17 protein-coding genes are annotated in these 17,382 nt (G+C 69.7%); 13 read left to right on the top strand and 4 right to left on the bottom strand.

The window, feature by feature from the left end; translation table 11 throughout:
* The first annotated feature begins 37 nt into the window (after positions 1-37).
* The 7 genes from AC3A6B_RS14495 (at position 38) to AC3A6B_RS14465 (ending at position 7,954) form a co-directional block, all read left to right on the top strand.
* The gene (locus AC3A6B_RS14495) at positions 38-1,285 is read left to right on the top strand and encodes a thiamine pyrophosphate-dependent enzyme (RefSeq protein WP_487837389.1); all 1,248 of its coding nucleotides are present in this window, start codon (positions 38-40) and stop codon (positions 1,283-1,285) included.
* Entirely contained in the window at positions 1,282-2,295 is a 1,014-nt protein-coding gene (locus tag AC3A6B_RS14490; RefSeq protein WP_487837388.1) for an alpha-ketoacid dehydrogenase subunit beta, read from the top strand. The genes AC3A6B_RS14495 and AC3A6B_RS14490 overlap by 4 nt, the downstream gene beginning before the upstream one ends.
* A complete protein-coding gene (locus tag AC3A6B_RS14485; RefSeq protein WP_487837387.1) occupies positions 2,296-3,528 on the top strand; it encodes a dihydrolipoamide acetyltransferase family protein in 1,233 nt (410 codons plus the stop codon).
* Between the two features lie 70 nt (positions 3,529-3,598).
* Positions 3,599-4,966 (top strand): NfeD family protein, encoded by a 1,368-nt coding sequence (locus tag AC3A6B_RS14480; RefSeq protein ID WP_487837386.1) that lies wholly within the window; start codon positions 3,599-3,601, stop codon positions 4,964-4,966.
* Positions 4,967-4,968: 2 nt separating this feature from the next.
* Positions 4,969-5,739: a slipin family protein gene (locus AC3A6B_RS14475; protein ID WP_487837385.1), complete on the top strand. Its 771-nt coding sequence runs from the start codon at positions 4,969-4,971 to the stop codon at positions 5,737-5,739.
* Between the two features lie 109 nt (positions 5,740-5,848).
* Positions 5,849-6,823 (top strand): magnesium/cobalt transporter CorA, encoded by a 975-nt coding sequence (gene corA, locus AC3A6B_RS14470; RefSeq protein WP_487837384.1) that lies wholly within the window; start codon positions 5,849-5,851, stop codon positions 6,821-6,823.
* 102 nt (positions 6,824-6,925) lie between these two features.
* Positions 6,926-7,954: a Bug family tripartite tricarboxylate transporter substrate binding protein gene (locus tag AC3A6B_RS14465; RefSeq protein ID WP_487837383.1), complete on the top strand. Its 1,029-nt coding sequence runs from the start codon at positions 6,926-6,928 to the stop codon at positions 7,952-7,954.
* On the opposite strand, the gene AC3A6B_RS14460 is transcribed toward AC3A6B_RS14465, so the two are convergent.
* Entirely contained in the window at positions 7,951-8,928 is a 978-nt protein-coding gene (locus tag AC3A6B_RS14460) for a class I SAM-dependent methyltransferase (RefSeq protein ID WP_487837382.1), read from the bottom strand. The genes AC3A6B_RS14465 and AC3A6B_RS14460 overlap by 4 nt on opposite strands.
* Positions 8,929-8,998: 70 nt before the next feature.
* Here AC3A6B_RS14460 and AC3A6B_RS14455 point away from each other — a divergent pair, with 70 nt between their 5' ends.
* On the top strand, positions 8,999-9,439 hold the full coding sequence (locus tag AC3A6B_RS14455; RefSeq protein ID WP_487837381.1) for a helix-turn-helix domain-containing protein: 441 nt from the start codon (positions 8,999-9,001) through the stop codon (positions 9,437-9,439).
* 42 nt (positions 9,440-9,481) lie between these two features.
* On the opposite strand, the gene AC3A6B_RS14450 is transcribed toward AC3A6B_RS14455, so the two are convergent.
* Positions 9,482-10,372 carry a LysR substrate-binding domain-containing protein gene (locus AC3A6B_RS14450; protein WP_487837380.1) on the bottom strand — a complete coding sequence of 297 codons (891 nt, stop codon included), beginning with the start codon at positions 10,370-10,372 and terminating at the stop codon, positions 9,482-9,484.
* 96 nt (positions 10,373-10,468) lie between these two features.
* Here AC3A6B_RS14450 and AC3A6B_RS14445 point away from each other — a divergent pair, with 96 nt between their 5' ends.
* From AC3A6B_RS14445 to AC3A6B_RS14425, 5 genes are all read left to right on the top strand, one after another.
* Positions 10,469-11,170, top strand: coding sequence for a glutathione S-transferase family protein (locus AC3A6B_RS14445; protein ID WP_487837379.1), 702 nt, complete (start codon positions 10,469-10,471; stop codon positions 11,168-11,170).
* 114 nt (positions 11,171-11,284) lie between these two features.
* Entirely contained in the window at positions 11,285-12,250 is a 966-nt protein-coding gene (locus AC3A6B_RS14440; RefSeq protein WP_487837378.1) for a tripartite tricarboxylate transporter substrate binding protein, read from the top strand.
* Positions 12,251-12,252: 2 nt separating this feature from the next.
* A complete protein-coding gene (locus AC3A6B_RS14435) occupies positions 12,253-13,125 on the top strand; it encodes an isocitrate lyase/PEP mutase family protein (RefSeq protein ID WP_487837377.1) in 873 nt (290 codons plus the stop codon).
* Positions 13,100-13,930, top strand: a complete 831-nt coding sequence (locus tag AC3A6B_RS14430) for an amidohydrolase family protein (RefSeq protein WP_487837376.1) — start codon at positions 13,100-13,102, stop codon at positions 13,928-13,930. The genes AC3A6B_RS14435 and AC3A6B_RS14430 overlap by 26 nt, the downstream gene beginning before the upstream one ends.
* A 49-nt stretch (positions 13,931-13,979) precedes the next feature.
* Positions 13,980-14,966: a tripartite tricarboxylate transporter substrate binding protein gene (locus AC3A6B_RS14425; protein ID WP_487837375.1), complete on the top strand. Its 987-nt coding sequence runs from the start codon at positions 13,980-13,982 to the stop codon at positions 14,964-14,966.
* Here the strand turns inward: AC3A6B_RS14425 and AC3A6B_RS14420 are convergent.
* Positions 14,954-15,838: a LysR family transcriptional regulator gene (locus AC3A6B_RS14420; protein ID WP_487837374.1), complete on the bottom strand. Its 885-nt coding sequence runs from the start codon at positions 15,836-15,838 to the stop codon at positions 14,954-14,956. The genes AC3A6B_RS14425 and AC3A6B_RS14420 overlap by 13 nt on opposite strands.
* Entirely contained in the window at positions 15,838-17,373 is a 1,536-nt protein-coding gene (locus AC3A6B_RS14415; RefSeq protein ID WP_487837373.1) for a SidA/IucD/PvdA family monooxygenase, read from the bottom strand. Before AC3A6B_RS14415 ends, AC3A6B_RS14420 begins: the two co-directional genes overlap by 1 nt.
* Positions 17,374-17,382 lie beyond the last annotated feature (9 nt).

The raw sequence follows: 17,382 nt of genomic DNA, 5'->3' as shown, positions 1-17,382 counted from the left end.
GCTGGCGAGCGATCCCATCGAGCGCGGAGACAACGCGATGAGCCAGGGCGCACCTCTTCGTCTGCATGTGCCGGAGCCCACCGGGCGGCCGGGCCGTGAGACCGACTTTTCCTACCTGCACATTTCGCGCGCCGGCGACGTGCGGCGTCCCCCGCTCGAAGCCTCGCCGGCCGACACCGCCGATCTTGCCTACACGCTGGTGCGCGTGCTCGACGACGAGGGCCGCGCTGTCGGCCCGTGGGCGCCCGAGGCCGACGCTGCGCTGCTGCGCCGCGGCCTCGTCGCGATGATGAAGACGCGCGCCTTCGACGCCCGCATGCTGATCGCGCAGCGCCAGAAGAAGATCTCCTTCTACATGCAGTGCCTCGGCGAGGAAGCGATCGCGACCGGCCATGCGCTGGCGCTGCAGCAGGGTGACATGTGCTTTCCCACCTATAGACAGCAGGGCCTGCTGCTGGCGCGCGACGATGTGTCGATGGTGGACATGATCTGCGAACTGATGTCCAACGAGCGCGACCCGCTCAAAGGGCGGCAGTTGCCGGTGTGCTATTCGATGAAGCGCGCCGGCTTCTTCTCGATCTCGGGCAACCTGGCCACGCAGTTCATCCAGGCCGTGGGCTGGGGCATGGCCTCGGCGATCAAGGGCGACACGCGCATCGCTTCGGGATGGATCGGCGACGGCGCCACCGCCGAGTCCGACTTCCACACGGCGCTGACCTTCGCCCACGTGTACCGCGCGCCGGTGATCCTCAACGTGGTCAACAACCAGTGGGCGATCTCGACCTTCCAGGCCATCGCCGGCGGCGAGGCCACCACCTTCGCGGCGCGCGGCGTCGGTTGCGGCATCGCCTCGCTGCGCGTCGACGGCAACGACTTCCTCGCCGTGCTGGCCGCCTCGCGCTGGGCTGCTGCGCGCGCTCGCGGCAACCTCGGGCCGACGCTGATCGAATGGGTCACCTACCGCGCTGGCGCGCATTCGACCTCGGACGATCCCTCGCGCTACCGGCCGGCCGACGACTGGGCGCACTTTCCGCTCGGCGATCCGATCCCGCGGCTGGCGCAGCATCTCATCGGCATCGGCGCCTGGTCGCAGCAGGAGCACGAAGAGACGCAGGCGAAACTGGAGGCCGAGGTCAATGCCGCGCTGAAGGAGGCCGAGCGCTACGGCTCGCTGGCCGACGGGCATCTCGCGGGCGCGGCGACGATGTTCGAGGATGTCTACAAGGACATGCCGGCGCATTTGAAGCGGCAGCGTGAACAGATGCAGTCCGGAGCGGCGTCATGACCGCCATGACCATGATCCAGGCTTTGCGTTCGGCGATGGACGTGATGCTCGAGCGCGACGACAACGTCGTCATCTACGGCCAGGACGTCGGCTACTTCGGCGGCGTGTTCCGCGTCACCGAGGGCCTGCAGGCCAAGTACGGCCGCTCGCGCGTGTTCGATGCGCCGATCTCCGAAGGCGGCATCGTCGGCTCGGCCATCGGCATGGGCGCCTACGGCCTGCGCCCGGTGGTCGAAGTGCAGTTCGCCGACTACTTCTATCCGGCCTACGACCAGATCGTTTCCGAAGCGGCGCGGCTGCGCTTTCGCTCGGCCGGCGACTTCACCGCGCCGATCACCATCCGCATGCCCTGCGGCGGCGGCATCTACGGCGGCCAGACGCACAGCCAGAGCCCGGAGGTGCTGTTCACGCACGTCTGCGGCGTGCGCACGGTGATGCCCTCCAATCCGCGCGATGCCAAGGGCCTCCTGATCGCCTCGATCGAGAACGACGACCCGGTGATCTTCCTGGAGCCCAAGCGCCTCTACAACGGACCCTTCGACGGCCACCACGACCGGCCGCTGGTGTCCTGGTCGGCCCATCCGCTGGGCGAGGTGCCCGAGGGCTACTACACGGTTCCGCTGGAGTCGGCCACCGTGTTCCGCCCCGGCGCCGACCTGACGGTGATCAGCTACGGCACCATGGTCTTCGTCTCGGAAGCGGCCGCGCAGGAGACCGGTATCGATGCCGAAATCATCGACCTGCGCAGCCTGTGGCCGCTGGACCTGGAGACCCTCGTCGCCTCGGTCAGGAAGACCGGCCGCTGCGTGATCGTGCACGAGGCCACGCGCACCAGCGGCTTCGGCGCCGAGCTGACGGCGCTGGTGCAGGAGCACTGCTTCCATCACCTCGAGGCGCCCATCGAGCGCGTGACCGGTTGGGACACGCCCTATCCGCATGCGCAGGAGTGGGCCTACTTCCCGGGCCCGGCGCGCGTGGGCGCGGCCTTCCGGCGCGTCATGGAGAACTGAATGGGCACGCATGCGATCAAGGTGCCGGACATCGGCGAAGGCATCGCCGAGGTGGAGCTGGTGGCATGGCGCGTGCAGCCTGGCGACACGGTGGCCGAAGACCAGGTGCTGGCCGACGTGATGACCGACAAGGCGACCGTCGAGATCCCGTCGCCGGTCGCGGGCAAGGTGCTCGCGCTCGGCGGCGAAGTGGGGCAGCAGATTGCGGTGGGCGCGGAGTTGATCCGCATCGATGTGGGGGACGGCGGCGAGGCGCAGGCCGTGTCGGCCGCGCCCGCCCGCACGCAGGCGCAGGTCCTGGCGCCGGCACCGGCGCCGGCACCGGCACCGGCACCGGCCGAGCGCGCGCGCCCATCGGTCGGCAAGGCGCTCGCCGCGCCCGCGGTGCGCCATCGGGCCGCGGCCCTCGGCATCGATCTGAAGCAGGTGCCGGGCAGCGGCGCGGACGGCCGCATCCTGCACGAGGACCTCGACGCCTGGCTGTTGCGGCGGCCCGCTCCGCAGGCGCCGAGTGCGGCGCGCTACGTAGAGCGCAACGACGAGGAGGCCGTGCCCGTGACCGGCGTGCGCCGCCGCATCGCGCAGCGCATGCAGGATGCGATGCGCCGCATCCCGCACTTCACCTACGTCGAGGAGATCGACGTGACCGAGCTGGAGCTGTTGCGTGCGCGGCTCAACGAAGGCTCGGGCAGCGAGCGGGTGCATCTCACGCTGCTGCCGCTGCTGGTGCGTGCCGTCGTGCTGGCGGTGGCGCGCTTTCCGCAGATCAATGCCCGTTTCGACGACGAGGCGGGCGTCCTCACGCGCCACGGCGCGGTGCATGTCGGCATCGCGACCCAGACCGCGGCCGGCCTCATGGTGCCGGTGCTGCGCCACGCGGAAGCGCGCGACCTCTGGTCGAGCGCGACCGAGATCGCGCGCCTGGCCGATGCCGCGCGCGCGGGCCGGGCCACGCGCGACGAACTGAGCGGCTCGACCCTCACCGTCACCAGCCTCGGCGCGCTGGGCGGCATTGCCTCCACGCCGATCATCAACGCGCCCGAGGTGGCGATCGTCGGCGTCAACCGCATCGTGCAGCGCCCGGTGATGCAGGGCGGCGCGGTGGTCGCGCGCCGCATGATGAACCTGTCCTCCTCCTTCGACCATCGCGTGGTCGACGGCCAGCTGGCGGCCGAGTTCGTGCAGGCCGTGCGGGCTTCGCTCGAATGCCCGGCGCTGCTTTTCGTCGAGTAGCCCCTGTGTGACACGGACGCCCGCGACTCCTAGAATCATCCGCATCATGAGGTCCGCCGGAACATGGTTGATGGGACTGGTCCTCCTGGCTCATGCGGCAGCGGCGGCCAGCGCCGAAGCCGTGCCTGCCGCGTCACCTGCACCTCCCGAGGCGCCCCGCATCGTGGTCCTCATGCAGATCGACGGCGCCATCGGGCCCGCTTCCGCAGACTATGTGCGCCGCGGCCTCGCGCTGGCTGCCAAGAAGGAAGCGCGGCTCGCCGTGCTGCAGCTCGACACGCCCGGCGGGCTCGACGCCTCGATGCGCAACATCATCAAGGACATCCTCGCTTCGCCCGTGCCGGTGGCGACCTTCGTGGCGCCCAGCGGCGCGCGCGCCGCGAGTGCCGGCACCTACATCCTCTACGCGAGCCACATCGCCGCCATGGCGCCGGCCTCCAATCTCGGCGCGGCGACGCCGGTGGCCATCGGCATGCCGACGCCCGGCCGGCCGGAGCCGAAGCCGCCGTCTTCTTCCGACAAGTCCTCCGAGAAGGGTGCCGAGCCGGCGCCCGATGCGATGAACGCCAAGCGGCTGGCCGATGCATCGGCCTACATCCGCAGCCTGGCCCAGCTGCGCGGGCGCAATGCCGACTGGGCCGAGCAGGCGGTGCGCGAATCCGTGAGCCTGTCGGCGCAGGAGGCGCTGCAGAAGAAGGTCATCAACCTGGTGGCGCGCGACGTGGCCGACCTGCTGATGCAGGTGAACGGACGCGAGGTGGCCATGGAAGGCGGCAACGTTCGGCTCGCCACCCAGCGCGCGCAGTTGCTCGCCTTCGAGGCCGATTGGCGCAGCCGGCTGCTGTCGGTGATCACCGAGCCCAGCCTGGCGCTGATCCTGCTGATGGTCGGCATCTATGGCCTGCTGTTCGAGTTCTCCAACCCCGGCTTCGTGCTGCCCGGCGTGGTGGGGGCCATCTGCCTGACGCTGGCGATGTTCGGCCTGCAGATGCTGCCGGTCAACTACGCGGGGCTGGCGCTGATCCTGCTGGGCGTGGCCTTCCTCATCGCTGAGGCCTTTCTGCCGAGCTTCGGCGTGCTCGGGCTGGGCGGCATCGCGGCCTTCGCGATCGGCGCGGTGCTCCTGATCGACAACGACGCGCCGGGTTTCGGCGTGCCGCTGTGGGTGATCGCGGCCACGAGCGCCGCCTCGGCCCTGTTCATCCTCGTGGTGGCCGGCATGGCCGCGAAGGCGCGCCGGCGGCCGGTGACCACCGGCATTTCGACCCTCGTGGGCACCACCGGCGAGCTGGTCGAGTTCGCAGACGGCGAGGGCTGGGCGCAGATCCAGGGCGACTACTGGCGCGTGACTGGCGCCGGCGACCTGCATGCGGGCCGCAAGGTCCGGGTAAGCGGCGTGCAAGGCGTCGTGCTGCAGGTGGCGCCGGACGGCCAGTGACCATGTTCTTCAATTTCAGCGTCGCGCTCATGGGCCTCCTGGTCGTGCTGGCGGTCATGCTCGCCGCGGCATCGCTGCGCATCCTGCGCGAGTACGAGCGCGGGGTGGTGTTCCAGCTCGGACGCTTCTGGAGGGTCAAGGGGCCGGGGCTGGTGATCCTGATCCCCGGCATCCAGCAGATGGTGCGCGTGGGGTTGCGCGTGATGGTGCTCGACATTCCGAGCCAGGACGTGATCACGCGCGACAACGTGTCGGTCAAGGTGAACGCGGTGCTCTACTTCCGCGTGATCGATGCGGAGAAGGCGATCATCCAGGTCGAGAAGTACCTCGAGGCCACCAGCCAGCTCGCCCAGACCACGCTGCGCGCCGTGCTCGGCAAGCACGAGCTCGACGACCTCCTGGCCGAGCGCGAGCGCCTCAACCTCGACATCCAGAAGACGCTGGAAGCGCAGACCGACACCTGGGGCATCAAGGTCACCAACGTCGAGATCAAGCACGTGGACCTCAACGACAACATGGTGCGCGCCATCGCACGCCAGGCGGAGGCAGAGCGCGAGCGGCGCGCCAAGGTGATCCATGCCGAAGGCGAGCTGCAGGCCTCGGTCAAGCTGGCCGAGGCGGCCGAGATCCTCGGGAAGCAGCCGCAGGCATTGCAACTGCGCTACCTGGAGACGCTGACCGTGATCGCGGCCGACAAGAACTCGACCATCGTGTTCCCGCTGCCGCTGGACATCGTCGGGCCGTTGCTGCAGGCGCTGGGCAAGAAGCCCTGAGTGTTCCCGTTGGAGACTTCACGCGCTTGCGACGCCGCCCTTCACGCGCTTGCGACGCCGCCCGCGCGTGGCAAGATGCCCCGTCTTCTTCACTGCCCCGGCGCCCCGCATGCTCATCAACTGCGTTGTCTACGAAGACGGCACCAAGCTGGCCGACATTCCCGTTTCCGAGATCAGCGAGTACGCGTCGCAGCCGCGCTGCTTCGTCTGGGTGGCGCTGCACGACGCTACGCCCGAAGAGCTGGCCGAAGTGCAGGCCGAGTTCGGCCTCCATCCGCTGGCGGTGGAAGATGCCCACAACGGCCACCAGCGGCCGAAGGTGGAGGAGTACGCCGATTCGCTTTTCGTCGTCATGCACCTGCTCGAAGCGGGCGCGGCCGGGCCCACCACGCTCGAGGTCGGCGAGCTCGATGTCTTTGTCGGGCGCAACTACGTGGTGTCGGTGCGCAACCGCAGCGAGCACGGCTTCACCGAAGTGCGCGAGCGCTGCGAGCGCGAGCCCGAGCTGCTCAGGAACGGCCCGGGCTTCGTGCTCTACGCGCTGATGGATGCCGTGGTGGATCGCTACTTCCCCGTCATCGATGCCTTCGAGGACGAACTCGACACCATCGAGCAGCGCATCTTCACCAAGGGCGCGGCGCGCGAGAGCATCAAGCGCCTCTACGAGCTGAAACAGCGCCTGACGCTGCTCAAGCATGCCGTTGCCCCCCTGCTCGAAGGTACCAGCAAGCTGCACGGCGGCCGCGTGCCGCAGATCTGCGCCAGCACGCAGGAGTACTTCCGCGATGTCGTCGACCACCTGAGCCGCATCAACAACACCATCGACTCGATCCGCGACACCATCGGCACCGCGATCCACGTCAACCTCTCGATGGTCACCATCGAGGACGGCGAGGTGACCAAGCGTCTCGCGGCCTGGGCCGCCATCTTCGCCGTGTGCACCGCCTTCGCCGGCATCTGGGGCATGAACTTCGAGCACATGCCCGAGCTGAAATGGCGCTACGGCTATGCGGCCGCGCTGGCGCTGATCGCGAGCCTTTGCGCCTACGTGTACTACCGCTTCCGGCGCGCGGGCTGGGTGTGAGTGGAGAGGGCGCGCTGCGCTGACGAAGCATTTGGTTGTCTTGCGCCGGCGGATGTCGTCGCGTAACGTTGTGTTACCTCTTTAAACAACGAACAGCGCTTCATGATCTCCAAACGCCGCTTGCTCCAAAGCCTCGCTGCCTCAGCCTGTGCCCCGGCCGCGTGGGCCCAACAGGCAACGTCCTCCGCCGCACCGCGCGCCGCGCGCCCCGCCGGTGTTGCTGTCCCCGGCGCCTGGCCGACCCAGCCCGTGCGCCTGCTGGTCGGCTTTCCGGCCGGTGCGTCGCCCGACCTCGCGGCGCGCGCCATCGCCGAGCCGCTCTCGAAGCTGCTGGGCCAGCCGGTGACGGTGGAAAACAAGCCCGGCGCCAGCGGCAACCTCGCGGCCGACCTGGTGGCCAAGGCGCAGGACGACCACACCATCGGCGCGCTGATCAACGGCAACCTCACGATCGCCAAGCTGCTCAATCCGGCCACGCCCTTCGACCCCGAGAAGGACTTCGCGCCCGTGGGGCTGATCGGCACCGCGCCGCTGGTGCTGGCGGTCTCGGGCGATGCCGCGGGCAAGAACGCCACCGAACTGCTGCTGTGGGCGCGCAACCTCGGCGACAAGGGCAAGTACGGCACGCCCGGCGTCGGCACCGTGGGCCACCTCGGCATGGAACTGCTGAAGACCCGCACCAGCATCTCGCCGCAGCACGTGCCCTTCAACGGCAACCCGCAGGTCATCGCCGCCATGCTCGCGGGACAGATCCAGATGGCGCTGCTGCCACCCGGCCTCGCGAAACCTCATGTGGCCTCGGGCAAGTTCAAGGCCCTCGGCGTCACCTCGCCCTTGCGCAGCCCGCTGTTCAGCGAGCTGCCCACGCTGCGCGAAGCCGACGTGCGCGGCGCCGACCTCGAGATCTGGACCGCGCTCGCGGCCCCGGCCGACCTGCCCAAGCCGGCAGTGGCCAGGCTCAATGCGGCCCTGGGCGAAGTGCTTCGCTCCGCCGAGGTGCAGCAGCAGCTACTGAAGGCGGGCTGGCAGGCGCAGGCCGGCACGCCGCAGGCACTGGCCTACCGGATGCGCTCGGACACCTCGCAGCTGGGCGGCGTGATCCTGATGCGAGGGATCCGTTCGGAGACTTAGGCTCTCCCCCGGGCTTGCCCACTTCGTGTGGCCGCCAGCCCCCTCACCGGGGGCAACACCGACGGCCCGGCAAAGCCGGTTCCGTGGTGATCCTGGAAGGGGTCTCGAGGACGGGCCCGGTCGAGAGCAGACGCTCGGGCGCTGACCATCCAGCAGGCGGCGGCGAAGCGGACTTCGGCTCCGTGCACATAGGGGTCGAAGGCGGTACGGACGGTGTCGATGACTTGCGCGCGCGTGCGCACGTCCACCTCCTGGAGGACCAGGCCGACGGGACCGAGCCGGGTGAAGTAGCCGACCAGCTCCTTCTCGGGCAGGGTGCATTCGACATCGATCGGCCGGATGTCGATCCCGGCCCAGCCGCTCTCTTCCAGGATGGAGGAGACCCGATGCCCGTCTGCGAACGAGAACTGTCCGGGCGCGCCCGGCTGGCGGGCGGGCAGGTTCGGCAGCAGCGGCGCCGCGGCGCGCTCGGCCGTCGTCATGAACGGGTTTTCCGCGGCACTGCGCCAGACGATGGCGCGCAGCGCGGCACCGTCCCTTGCGGCGCGCCGCAGGTTCGCGAAGGCGAGGACCGGGTGGTCGAAGAACATGACGCCGAAGCGCGACATGATCACGTCGAAGCTGGCGGGCTCGAAGGCGTGCGTCTGCGCGTCGGCACGGATGAAGCTGGCCGGCGTGTCTTCCTGTTCGGCGCGTGCCCGGGCGGCGGCGATCAGCGGATCCGAAATGTCGACGCCGATGCAGCGGCCCGCCGAGCCGAGCAGCCGCGCAACGGCGAGCGTCGTGCTGCCGGTACCGCAGCCGACGTCGAGCACCCGCTGTCCGGGTCCGGCGCCGACCGCTTCGACGAGCAGGTCTTCGAAGGGCTCGAGCACCTGGTCGATCACCTCCTGTGCCTCGACCCAGGCGCGGCCGGCGCGGCCGTTCCAGAGCGCCGTCTGCTCGTTGTTGTCGGTCTGTTGCGTGACATCCATGGTCGTTTTCCTTTGCTTGCGTGAACAGGGCCTAGACTGTGCAACTTCAAGTCGACTTGAGGTCAAGAGAATGATGCACCTGGACATCGCCGAGGTGGCGCAGCGATCCGGCGTTCCTGCGTCGACGCTGCGCTTCTATGACGAAAAGGGGCTGATCGCCTCCACCGGCAGGCGCGGCCTGCGCCGCCTGTTCGATCCCGGTGTGCTGGAACGCCTGGCGCTGATCTCGCTGGGGCGCGCGGCCGGCTTCTCGCTCGACGAGATCGCGCTCCTGTTCACGCGCGAGGCGCAGCCGCGCATCGACCGCCAGATGCTCGCGGCCAAGGCGCAGGAGCTGGACAGGACGATCCGCAAACTGAGCGCGATGCGCGACGGCCTGCTGCACGCCGCTGCCTGCCCTGCACCGAGCCACATGGAATGCCCCACCTTCCGCCGCATCCTGCAGGCCGCCGCGACCGGCGCTGTCGGAGCGCGAAAGAAGTGGAGGGCTCCGCAGCCACCAGGGAGCTAGTTCCAGGTGGCATCAATTGCCTTCGGGCGCGGCGCTGCACCCTTACCCGTCATTCAGGCAATGCGCCAGGAATTCCACCGCCGCGCGCACCCCCGGGAGCTGGCCGCGACGGTGCGGCATCAGGATCGTGGTGGTGACGCTGCCGGCATGCCAATCCGGCAGCACCTGCGTCAACTGCTGCGCCTTCAGCGCGGCCCGGCAGAAGCGCTCGGGCAGGCAGGTGATGCCGAGGCCGGCGATCGCCGCGTTCAGCAGCACCATCGATTCGTTGGCCGTGAGCCGCGCAACGGGCGCGATCTCGACCTTCTCGCCGCTCCTGCCGGTGAGCAGCCATCTTCTCGCCGTCGTGCCGGTCAAGAGGCCGTCGTGGCCCTCCAGGGCCTCAGGCGACTCCACCGGAGCGCGAGCCTTCAGATAGTCGGGTGCGGCCACCAGGATGATCTGTTCGACCATGAGCTGCCGCTGCAGCAGCCCTGAGTCGGGCAGCGCAGCGAAGTGGCTGCGCACGGCGATGTCGTAGCCCTCCTGCACCACGTCCACGAACCGATCGGACACATCGAGTTGGACGTGCAGCCTCGGATAGGTGCGCGCGAGTTCCGGCAGATGCGCGGACAGATACAGCTGGGCGGTTGGAACGGAAGCCGTCATCCGGACCGTGCCGCTGGGCTCGGCGACGCGCCTGCGCACCACCTGCTCGGCGGATTCGGCTTCGATCAGCGCGGCATGGGCGTGCTCATAGAAGTCGCGCCCGAGCTCGGTGAGCGCAAAGCTGCGCGAAGTGCGCTGGATGAGTCGCACGCCGAGGCGGTTCTCGAGTTCGGCGACGCGCTTGCTGATCGTCGACTTGGGCACGCCGAGTTGGCGCGAGGCGGCCGAGAAGCCGCCGTGATCCACCGCCGCGGCGAAGAAATGAAGGTCGTTGAGATTGAGCATGAGGCTCCGGCGTGCACAAGCGTGGACGATAAGTCCTGATTTTGCAGGCTACTCACCCAAAGTCCACACCGCTACATTGATCGCATGGACAAACACATGAACCCCCTCCCCATCCTTTTTTACGGCGTGCCCTCCGGTTGCTCCTTCGGCTCCATCGTTGCGCTCGAATGGCTCGCCAGGCCCTACCAGCTCTGCCGCATCGAAATGCCCGCGGTCGTTTCGAGCGACACCTACAAGCGCGTCAATCCTGTCGGCGAGACGCCGTCGCTGTTGACTGCGAAGGGCGAACTGCTCAGCGAGAGCATGGCCATCCTCAACCACCTCGGTGCATTGGGCATCGACAGGAAGCTCGGCCATCCCCAGGGCAGCCGCGGCTTCGACCGTCTGAACCAGATGCTGGGCTTCCTCAACACCACCTTCTTCGGCGCCTTCAGCCCGCTGTGGCACGCGCTGGAGCATGGCAGCGAGGGCGAGGAAAAAAAGGCACTGACAGCCTTCGGCCGCGCCAAGGTCGAGAAGGCGCATGCGCAACTCGAGGCGCTGCTCGGCGACCAGCCCTGGCTGCTGGGCCAGGAGCGCAGCCTTGCGGATGCGTACTTCATCGGCATCGCGCGCTGGACGAAGTACCACGAGGTCGTCGATCGGCGCGACTATCCCGCGTTGCAGCGACTCTTCGACAAGCTGGAGGCCGAGCCGGCGGTGAAGTTCGCGCATGCGATCGAGGCGCAGCAGACAGCTGTGAGTGCCGGCGGTTTCGTCGGTCATATCGGCCTGGAAGAGGCGCTGGCACGCCCATAAGTCGCGCTTATGTAAAAGCAACGCAAAACGGCGTTCCATTGGGGACGGTGCGTGTCGATACTTGCCGCCAGCACGCTGCGGCATCCCTCACTACACCTACCCGGAGACAACGCCATGCATCCTTCCTCCCGCCTCGTCCTGCTCGCCGGCCTGGCAGCCGTGCTGGCCTGCACGACCGCTTCCGCGCAGACCTGGCCCGCCAAGCCGATCCGCCTGGTCGTGCCCTTTGCGGCCGGCGGCGCCAACGACCTGATGGCGCGCGCCGCGGCCGAAGGCGCCTCCAAGGCGCTGGGGCAGCCCATCGTGGTCGACAACAAGCCCGGCGCCGGCGCTACGCTGGGCGCGGACATCGTCGCCAAGAGCGCGCCCGACGGCTACACCTTCCTGGTGAGCGCGGCCGGCGTGATCTCCAACGGCATGATCAAAAAGCACCTGCCCTACAAGGACAGCGACCTGGTCCCGGTCGGCATGATCGGCCTCGCGCCCTCGGTGATCCTGGTGCCGGCCGATGCGCCCTACAAGGACCTGAAGGAATTCGTCGCGGCTTCCAAGACCGGCGCCGGCTTCCACTGGGCGACCGCCGGCACCGGCAGCACGCCGCACTTCGTCGAGGGGATGCTCGAAACCAAGTACGGCGCCAAGCTCGATGTGGTGCCCTACAAGAGCGGCTCGGAGTCGATCACCGCCGTGCTCGGCAAGCAGGTCGAAGCGACGTCGGAGGCAAGCATCGTCGCGCTGCCCTATCTCAAGAGCGGCAAGCTGAAGGCACTGGCCAATACCTGGACCACGCGCATCTCGGCCTATCCGGAGCTCTCCACGGCCTCGGAGCAGGGCTTTCCCGATGTGCGTATCGCCCACTGGGCCGGCGTGCACGCGCCGCACGGCACACCCGAGGCGGTACTCGAAAAGATGAGCGCCGCCATCGACGCGGCCATGAAGACGCCGGCCATCGCCGACAAGCTCAAGGGCTTGGGCATCGAGCCGATCGGCGGCACGCGCGCTTCCTTCGTGCAGTTCGTCGATGCCGAGCGCGCGCGCCTGGGCGCGGTGGTCAAGGCCACGGGCATGAGGGACGAATGACGATGACGAAGGCTATCCATCCCGGTACGCTGCTGCGGCAGAAGGTCGAAGCCAGGCGCGGCCTGCTGGTGCCGGGCGCAGCCAACGCGCTGGCCGCCCGCGTGATCGAGGAGCTGGGCTTCGAGGCCGTGTACCTGAGCGGCGCCGGCCTCACCAACACCTTCTACGGCATCCCCGATCTCGGCTTCGTCCATCTCGGCGACCTGGCGCAGCACACGGCCGCGCTGCGCGACGCGGTTGCGCTGCCCCTCATCGTCGACGTCGACACCGGCTTCGGCAACGCGCTCAACGTGCAGCACACGGTGCGCACGCTGGAGCGCGCCGGCGCCAATGCGATCCAGCTGGAAGACCAGGTGAGCCCCAAGAAATGTGGTCATTTCGAGGGCAAGGGCGTGATCCCGCAGAACGAGATGCTGGGCAAGGTGAAGGCGGCGGTCGATGCCCGGGTGCATGCCGACTTCCTGGTGATCGCGCGCACCGACGCCGCGGCCGTCGAAGGCATCGATGCCGCGATCGCGCGCGCCGCCGCCTACGCCGAGGCCGGCGCCGACATCACCTTCGTCGAGGCGCCCGAGTCGCTGGAAGCGCTGCGCCGCATTCCGCGCGAGCTAGCCTGCCCGCAGGTGGTCAACGTGGTGATCGGCGGCAAGACGCCGACGCTGGACGCGGCCGAGTTCGGCGCCATGGGTTTCGGCCTGGTGCTGTACGCCAACGCCGCGCTGCAGGGCGCGGTGCGCGGCATGACGCTGGCGCTGCAAGGCCTGCGCGAGCGCGGCCGGCTCGATGAAGCGAGCGGCCTGGTCGCGACTTTCGCCGAGCGCCAGGCGCTGGTGCGCAAAAAGGAATTCGATGAGCTCGAACAGCGCTACGCCTGAGCCGGTCGCCGCGATCGACAGCCACGCCCACGTGTTCCGGCGCGGTCTGCCGCTGGCGCCGGTGCATCGCCATGCGCCCGACTACGACGCACTCTTGCCCGACTACCTCGCGCTGCTGGACGCGCATGCGGTGTCGCATGCGGTGCTGGTGCAGCCGAGCTTCCTGGGCACCGACAACCGCTTCCTGCTCGATGCGCTGCGCGCCTGTCCGCAGCGGCTGCGCGGCGTCGTGATCGTCGAGCCGAGGATCGGCGAGGACGACTTGGCGGCGCTGGACCGGCAGGGCGTCTGCGGCATCCGGCTCAACCTCGTCGGGCTGCCCATTCCCGACCTCGCACATGCCGAGTGGCAAGGCCTCTTCGCTCGCGTCCGTGCGCTCGACTGGCATGTGGAGCTGCATCGCGAATCGTGCGATCTGCCGCTGGCCGGGCGGGCCATCCTCGATGCCGGCTGCAAGCTGGTGGTGGACCACTTCGGCCGCCCCGGCCCGGCGCCCGGCGACGACGAAGGCTTCGGATGGCTGCTGCAGAGCGCTTCGAGCGGGCGCGTGTGGGTCAAGCTCTCCGCCGCCTACCGCAACTGGGCCGACCAGCGTAGCGACGCGGCCCGTGCCGCTGCACAGGCCCTGCTGCAGGCGCTGGGTGCCGGCCGCCTGCTGTGGGGTAGCGACTGGCCGCACACGCAGCATCAGCATCTGGCCGACTACGGATCCACCCAGGCAGCGCTGGCCGACTGGGTGCCGGATGTCGAGACGCGCCGGCGCATCCTGGCCGACACGCCCGCGGCGCTGTTCCGCTTCGCCTGATTCACCCACCGAAAAGAGGCGCCGGCATGGGCGTCCGAAGGAGACAAAAATGTTCAATCCCCCGCGCCTCGTGCGCGCCTTCATCCGCGCCGCCGGCGGCACGGCGCTGCTGTTCGCCGCCCTCGGCGCCCAGGCGCAAGGCTGGCCGGCCAAGCCGGTGCGCCTGGTCGTGACCTATCCGCCGGGCGGCACGGTCGATGCGGTGGCGCGCATCATCGGCCCCAAGCTCTCGGCCCGGCTCGGCCAGCCGGTGGTGATCGACAACCGCGGCGGCGCCGGCGGCGCGATCGGCGGCGAACTGGTCGCCAAGAGCCCGGCCGACGGCTACACCGTGATGCTCGATGCCTCCAACCACGCGCAGAACCCGGCCTTGCGCAGCAAGATGCCCTTCGACACGCTGCGCGACTTCGCGCCGGTCTCGCTCTTGGTCAAGGTGCCCAACATCCTCGTCGTGCACCCGGGCGCGCCGATCGCGAGCGTCAAGGACCTGATCGCCCAGGCCAAGGCGCGGCCGGGGGAGATCAACTATGCCTCCTCGGGCAACGGCTCCTCGCCGCACCTGGCGGCCGAGCTCTTCGATTCGATGGCCAAGACCCGCATGACGCACGTGGCCTACAAGGGCGGCGGCCCGGCGCTCACCGACGTCATGGCGGGCCAGGTGCCGGTGTTCTTCGCCAGCCTGGGCTCGGGCATGCCCTACATCCAGGGCGGCAAGCTGCGGCCGCTCGCGATCGGCGGCAAGGCGCGCTCGCCGATGCTGCCCGAGGTGCCGACCCTCGCGGAGTCGGGCCTGCCGGGCTACGAGATGTACGAGTGGAACGCGGTCTTCGTGCCGGCCGGCACGCCGGCTGCGGTGATCGCGCGGCTCTCGAAGGAGATCGCCGCCACCGTCAAGGACCCGGAAGTGCGCCAGCGGCTGGAGGCCATGGGTGCCGAGGTGATCGGCTCCGATCCCGCCGAACTCGATGCGTTCCGCCGCGCCGAGCTCGCGAAGTGGAGCCGGCTCGCGAAGGAGAACAAGCTTCAGCTCGATTGAAGCAACTGGGAGAACGCATCGGCGAAGGTGGGCCGCGAGCGCGCCAGCCACATCGCCGACAGTTCGAAGGCGGGCAGGTCCGCGCCGTCGCGCACCTCGGCATAGCGCACACCTTCGTGGCGCAGTGCATGCACTGAGCGCGGCAGCAGCGACCACCCGAGGCCGGCGGCCACGCAGGCCAGCACGGTCAGTGTGCGGTTGGCGTCCTGCACCACCTGCACGGAGTGGCCGGCGCGGCGGATCGCGCCCAGCAGCTGGCTGCGCAGGGCCGGAATCTGCTGCTCGGGAAACCAGACCAGCCCATGCTGCGCGATCTCGGCCAGGGAGACGCAGCCGTCCTGCGCCACCTCGTAGCCGGCCGGCAGCGCGGCCACCATCGGCTCCTCGCCCAGGCGCAGCTCGTTCACCTTGGCGTTGAAGGAAACGGGCGGATGCAGCAGCGCGATGTCGATGCGGCCGCCGGCCAGCGCATCGACCTGCTCGGCATTGCTCATCTCGCGCAGCACCACGTCCAGCTGCGGATGCGCGGCGCGCAGCAGGCGCAGCGCGCGCGGCAGCACCTCGTAGATGGCATGGGTTACGAAGCCGATGGTGAGCCGGCCCGCGCGGCCCGCGGCCATGGCCCCAGCGCGCTCGGCCGCCGCGTCGGCGTGGGCCAGGCTGGCGCGCACGTCCTCCACGATGGCGAGCCCGGCCTCGGTCAGCGTCGCGCCGCGCCGCGTGCGCGTGAAGAGCGGCGTGCCGATCTCGCGCTCGAGCCGGTTCAAGGTTTGCGTGAGCGCCGGCTGCGCGAGGCCCAGTTGCTCGGCCGCGCGCGTGAGGCTGCCGGCCTCGCTGATCGCGAGGATGCAGCGCATCTGGCGCGTGTCCATCAGCTTCGCCTGTCCGGCGCGTACCAGCGGGTCGCGATCAGCTCCGGCTCCTCGTGCGCCAGCAGCCGCGCCCAGTGGCGGTCGGCGTCCTCGACGAACAGGTCGCGCGCGATCGCGTGGGCCAGGCGCGTTGCGCCGATCGCGAGGCCGGGGATGTCGCCGGCCAGCGCGCCGTGGCTCATGGTGGCGCCCCAGTTGAAGAGGCGCATGCGCGACAGCGCCTCGGCCTCCGTGCTGCCCGCGACGCCCGTGCGGCCGCGCAGCTCGAAGCCCGCGCCCAGGTAAGGAAAGCGCGCCGGCTCGGGGTAGCGCTGCGCCTCCTCGGGCATCACGTGCTGGGCCCAGGTGTCCACGAGCGGCGTGTAGCGCGCGATCTCGGGCCGGTCGAGCAGGTCGACGTCGAAGCCGGTGCCGAAGATGACGGCGTCGAAGCGCTCGCTGCCGCCGTTCGGCGTGCTGACCTTCACGCCTTCCGCGTCGGGCGCCACGTCCAGCCAGGGCGTGCCGAGCAGCAGCGTGAAGGCCGCATGCGCATCGCAGCGGCGCACGCTTTCCCAGGGCGGCGGCACCTGCTCGTCGAAGATGTAGGTGTAGACGCGCCACTTGCGCGCATCGTCGAGGCCCTCGAAGCCGCGCAGGAAGCCGTGGCTCGATGCGGCCTTGCTCTTGTTGACCTGGGGCAGCTGCGGCCGGCGCGCGAACAGCACGACCTCCGCGGCGCCGGCCTCCAGTGCGCAGGCCGCGTTGTCGAAGGCCGAAGCGCCGGCGCCCAGCACGCCGATGCGCTTGCCCGCCAGCGCGGCGAAGTCGATCGCGTCGGCCGAATGGAACACCCGGCCGGCCGCGTGCGGGTCGTCGCGCCGCAAGGATGGAAAAGACGGCCAGCGCGGCGCGCCGCTGCCGTCGCGGCCCAGCGCCAGCACGAGTTGGCGCGTGCGCACGGTCTCGCGCCGGCCCTGCGGGTCCGTGAGTTCGACCACCAGCAGGCGTCCGTCGTCGCTGTGCGACACGGAGCGCAGCGCGATGCCGTTGTTCACCGGCAGGCCGACGGTGTCGCGCACCCACAGCAGGTAGTCGCGCCAGTCGATGCGGCCGATCTTGTGCAGCGCCTCCCAGCCGGCGCTGCCGTGCTGCGCCTCGTACCAGGCGCGGAAGGAGAGCGAGGGCACGCCGAGCTCCGGCCCGCCGACCTGCTTGGGGCTGCGCAGCGTCAGCATGCGCGCGTAGGTGCCCCACGGGCCTTCGTCGCCGCGCGCGGCGCGGTCGATCACGCGGATGTTGGTGATGCCCTCGCGGTGCAGGGCGAAGGCGGCGGTCTGGCCGCACATGCCGGCGCCGGCCACCAGCACGTCGAGCACCGTGTCGGCGTCGGCCGATTCGGCCGGCAGCACCCAGGCCGGCGGCGGCAGGTTGATGCGTTCGAGATCGGCGCGCGCTTGTGCGGCCAGCTTTTCGAGCGCCGCCGCGTCGCGCGCGCTCGCGGCGAATTGATGCGGCACCGGCGGTAGGGTGTCGGAAGAGAAGTCGTCAGGCATCGCCTGAAG

The sequence above is a fragment of the Variovorax sp. Soil_C_33 genome, assembly GCF_057656935.1.
The sequence above is the reverse complement of the archived record's forward strand: the minus strand, read 5'-3'. Positions and strand labels throughout refer to the sequence as shown.

Bases quoted from the DNA above. Each gene is read 5' to 3' on its own strand.
- corA (WP_487837384.1), top strand. From the start codon at position 5,849: ATGCTCATCAACTGCGTTGTCTACGAAGACGGCACCAAGCTGGCCGAC.
- AC3A6B_RS14465 (WP_487837383.1), top strand. From the start codon at position 6,926: ATGATCTCCAAACGCCGCTTGCTCCAAAGCCTCGCTGCCTCAGCCTGT.
- AC3A6B_RS14460 (WP_487837382.1), bottom strand. From the start codon at position 8,928: ATGGATGTCACGCAACAGACCGACAACAACGAGCAGACGGCGCTCTGG.
- AC3A6B_RS14480 (WP_487837386.1), top strand. From the start codon at position 3,599: ATGGGACTGGTCCTCCTGGCTCATGCGGCAGCGGCGGCCAGCGCCGAA.
- AC3A6B_RS14415 (WP_487837373.1), bottom strand. From the start codon at position 17,373: ATGCCTGACGACTTCTCTTCCGACACCCTACCGCCGGTGCCGCATCAA.
- AC3A6B_RS14475 (WP_487837385.1), top strand. From the start codon at position 4,969: ATGTTCTTCAATTTCAGCGTCGCGCTCATGGGCCTCCTGGTCGTGCTG.
- AC3A6B_RS14430 (WP_487837376.1), top strand. From the start codon at position 13,100: ATGAGCTCGAACAGCGCTACGCCTGAGCCGGTCGCCGCGATCGACAGC.
- AC3A6B_RS14435 (WP_487837377.1), top strand. From the start codon at position 12,253: ATGACGAAGGCTATCCATCCCGGTACGCTGCTGCGGCAGAAGGTCGAA.
- AC3A6B_RS14420 (WP_487837374.1), bottom strand. From the start codon at position 15,838: ATGGACACGCGCCAGATGCGCTGCATCCTCGCGATCAGCGAGGCCGGC.
- AC3A6B_RS14425 (WP_487837375.1), top strand. From the start codon at position 13,980: ATGTTCAATCCCCCGCGCCTCGTGCGCGCCTTCATCCGCGCCGCCGGC.
- AC3A6B_RS14455 (WP_487837381.1), top strand. From the start codon at position 8,999: ATGATGCACCTGGACATCGCCGAGGTGGCGCAGCGATCCGGCGTTCCT.
- AC3A6B_RS14495 (WP_487837389.1), top strand. From the start codon at position 38: ATGAGCCAGGGCGCACCTCTTCGTCTGCATGTGCCGGAGCCCACCGGG.
- AC3A6B_RS14445 (WP_487837379.1), top strand. From the start codon at position 10,469: ATGAACCCCCTCCCCATCCTTTTTTACGGCGTGCCCTCCGGTTGCTCC.
- AC3A6B_RS14485 (WP_487837387.1), top strand. From the start codon at position 2,296: ATGGGCACGCATGCGATCAAGGTGCCGGACATCGGCGAAGGCATCGCC.
- AC3A6B_RS14440 (WP_487837378.1), top strand. From the start codon at position 11,285: ATGCATCCTTCCTCCCGCCTCGTCCTGCTCGCCGGCCTGGCAGCCGTG.
- AC3A6B_RS14490 (WP_487837388.1), top strand. From the start codon at position 1,282: ATGACCGCCATGACCATGATCCAGGCTTTGCGTTCGGCGATGGACGTG.
- AC3A6B_RS14450 (WP_487837380.1), bottom strand. From the start codon at position 10,372: ATGCTCAATCTCAACGACCTTCATTTCTTCGCCGCGGCGGTGGATCAC.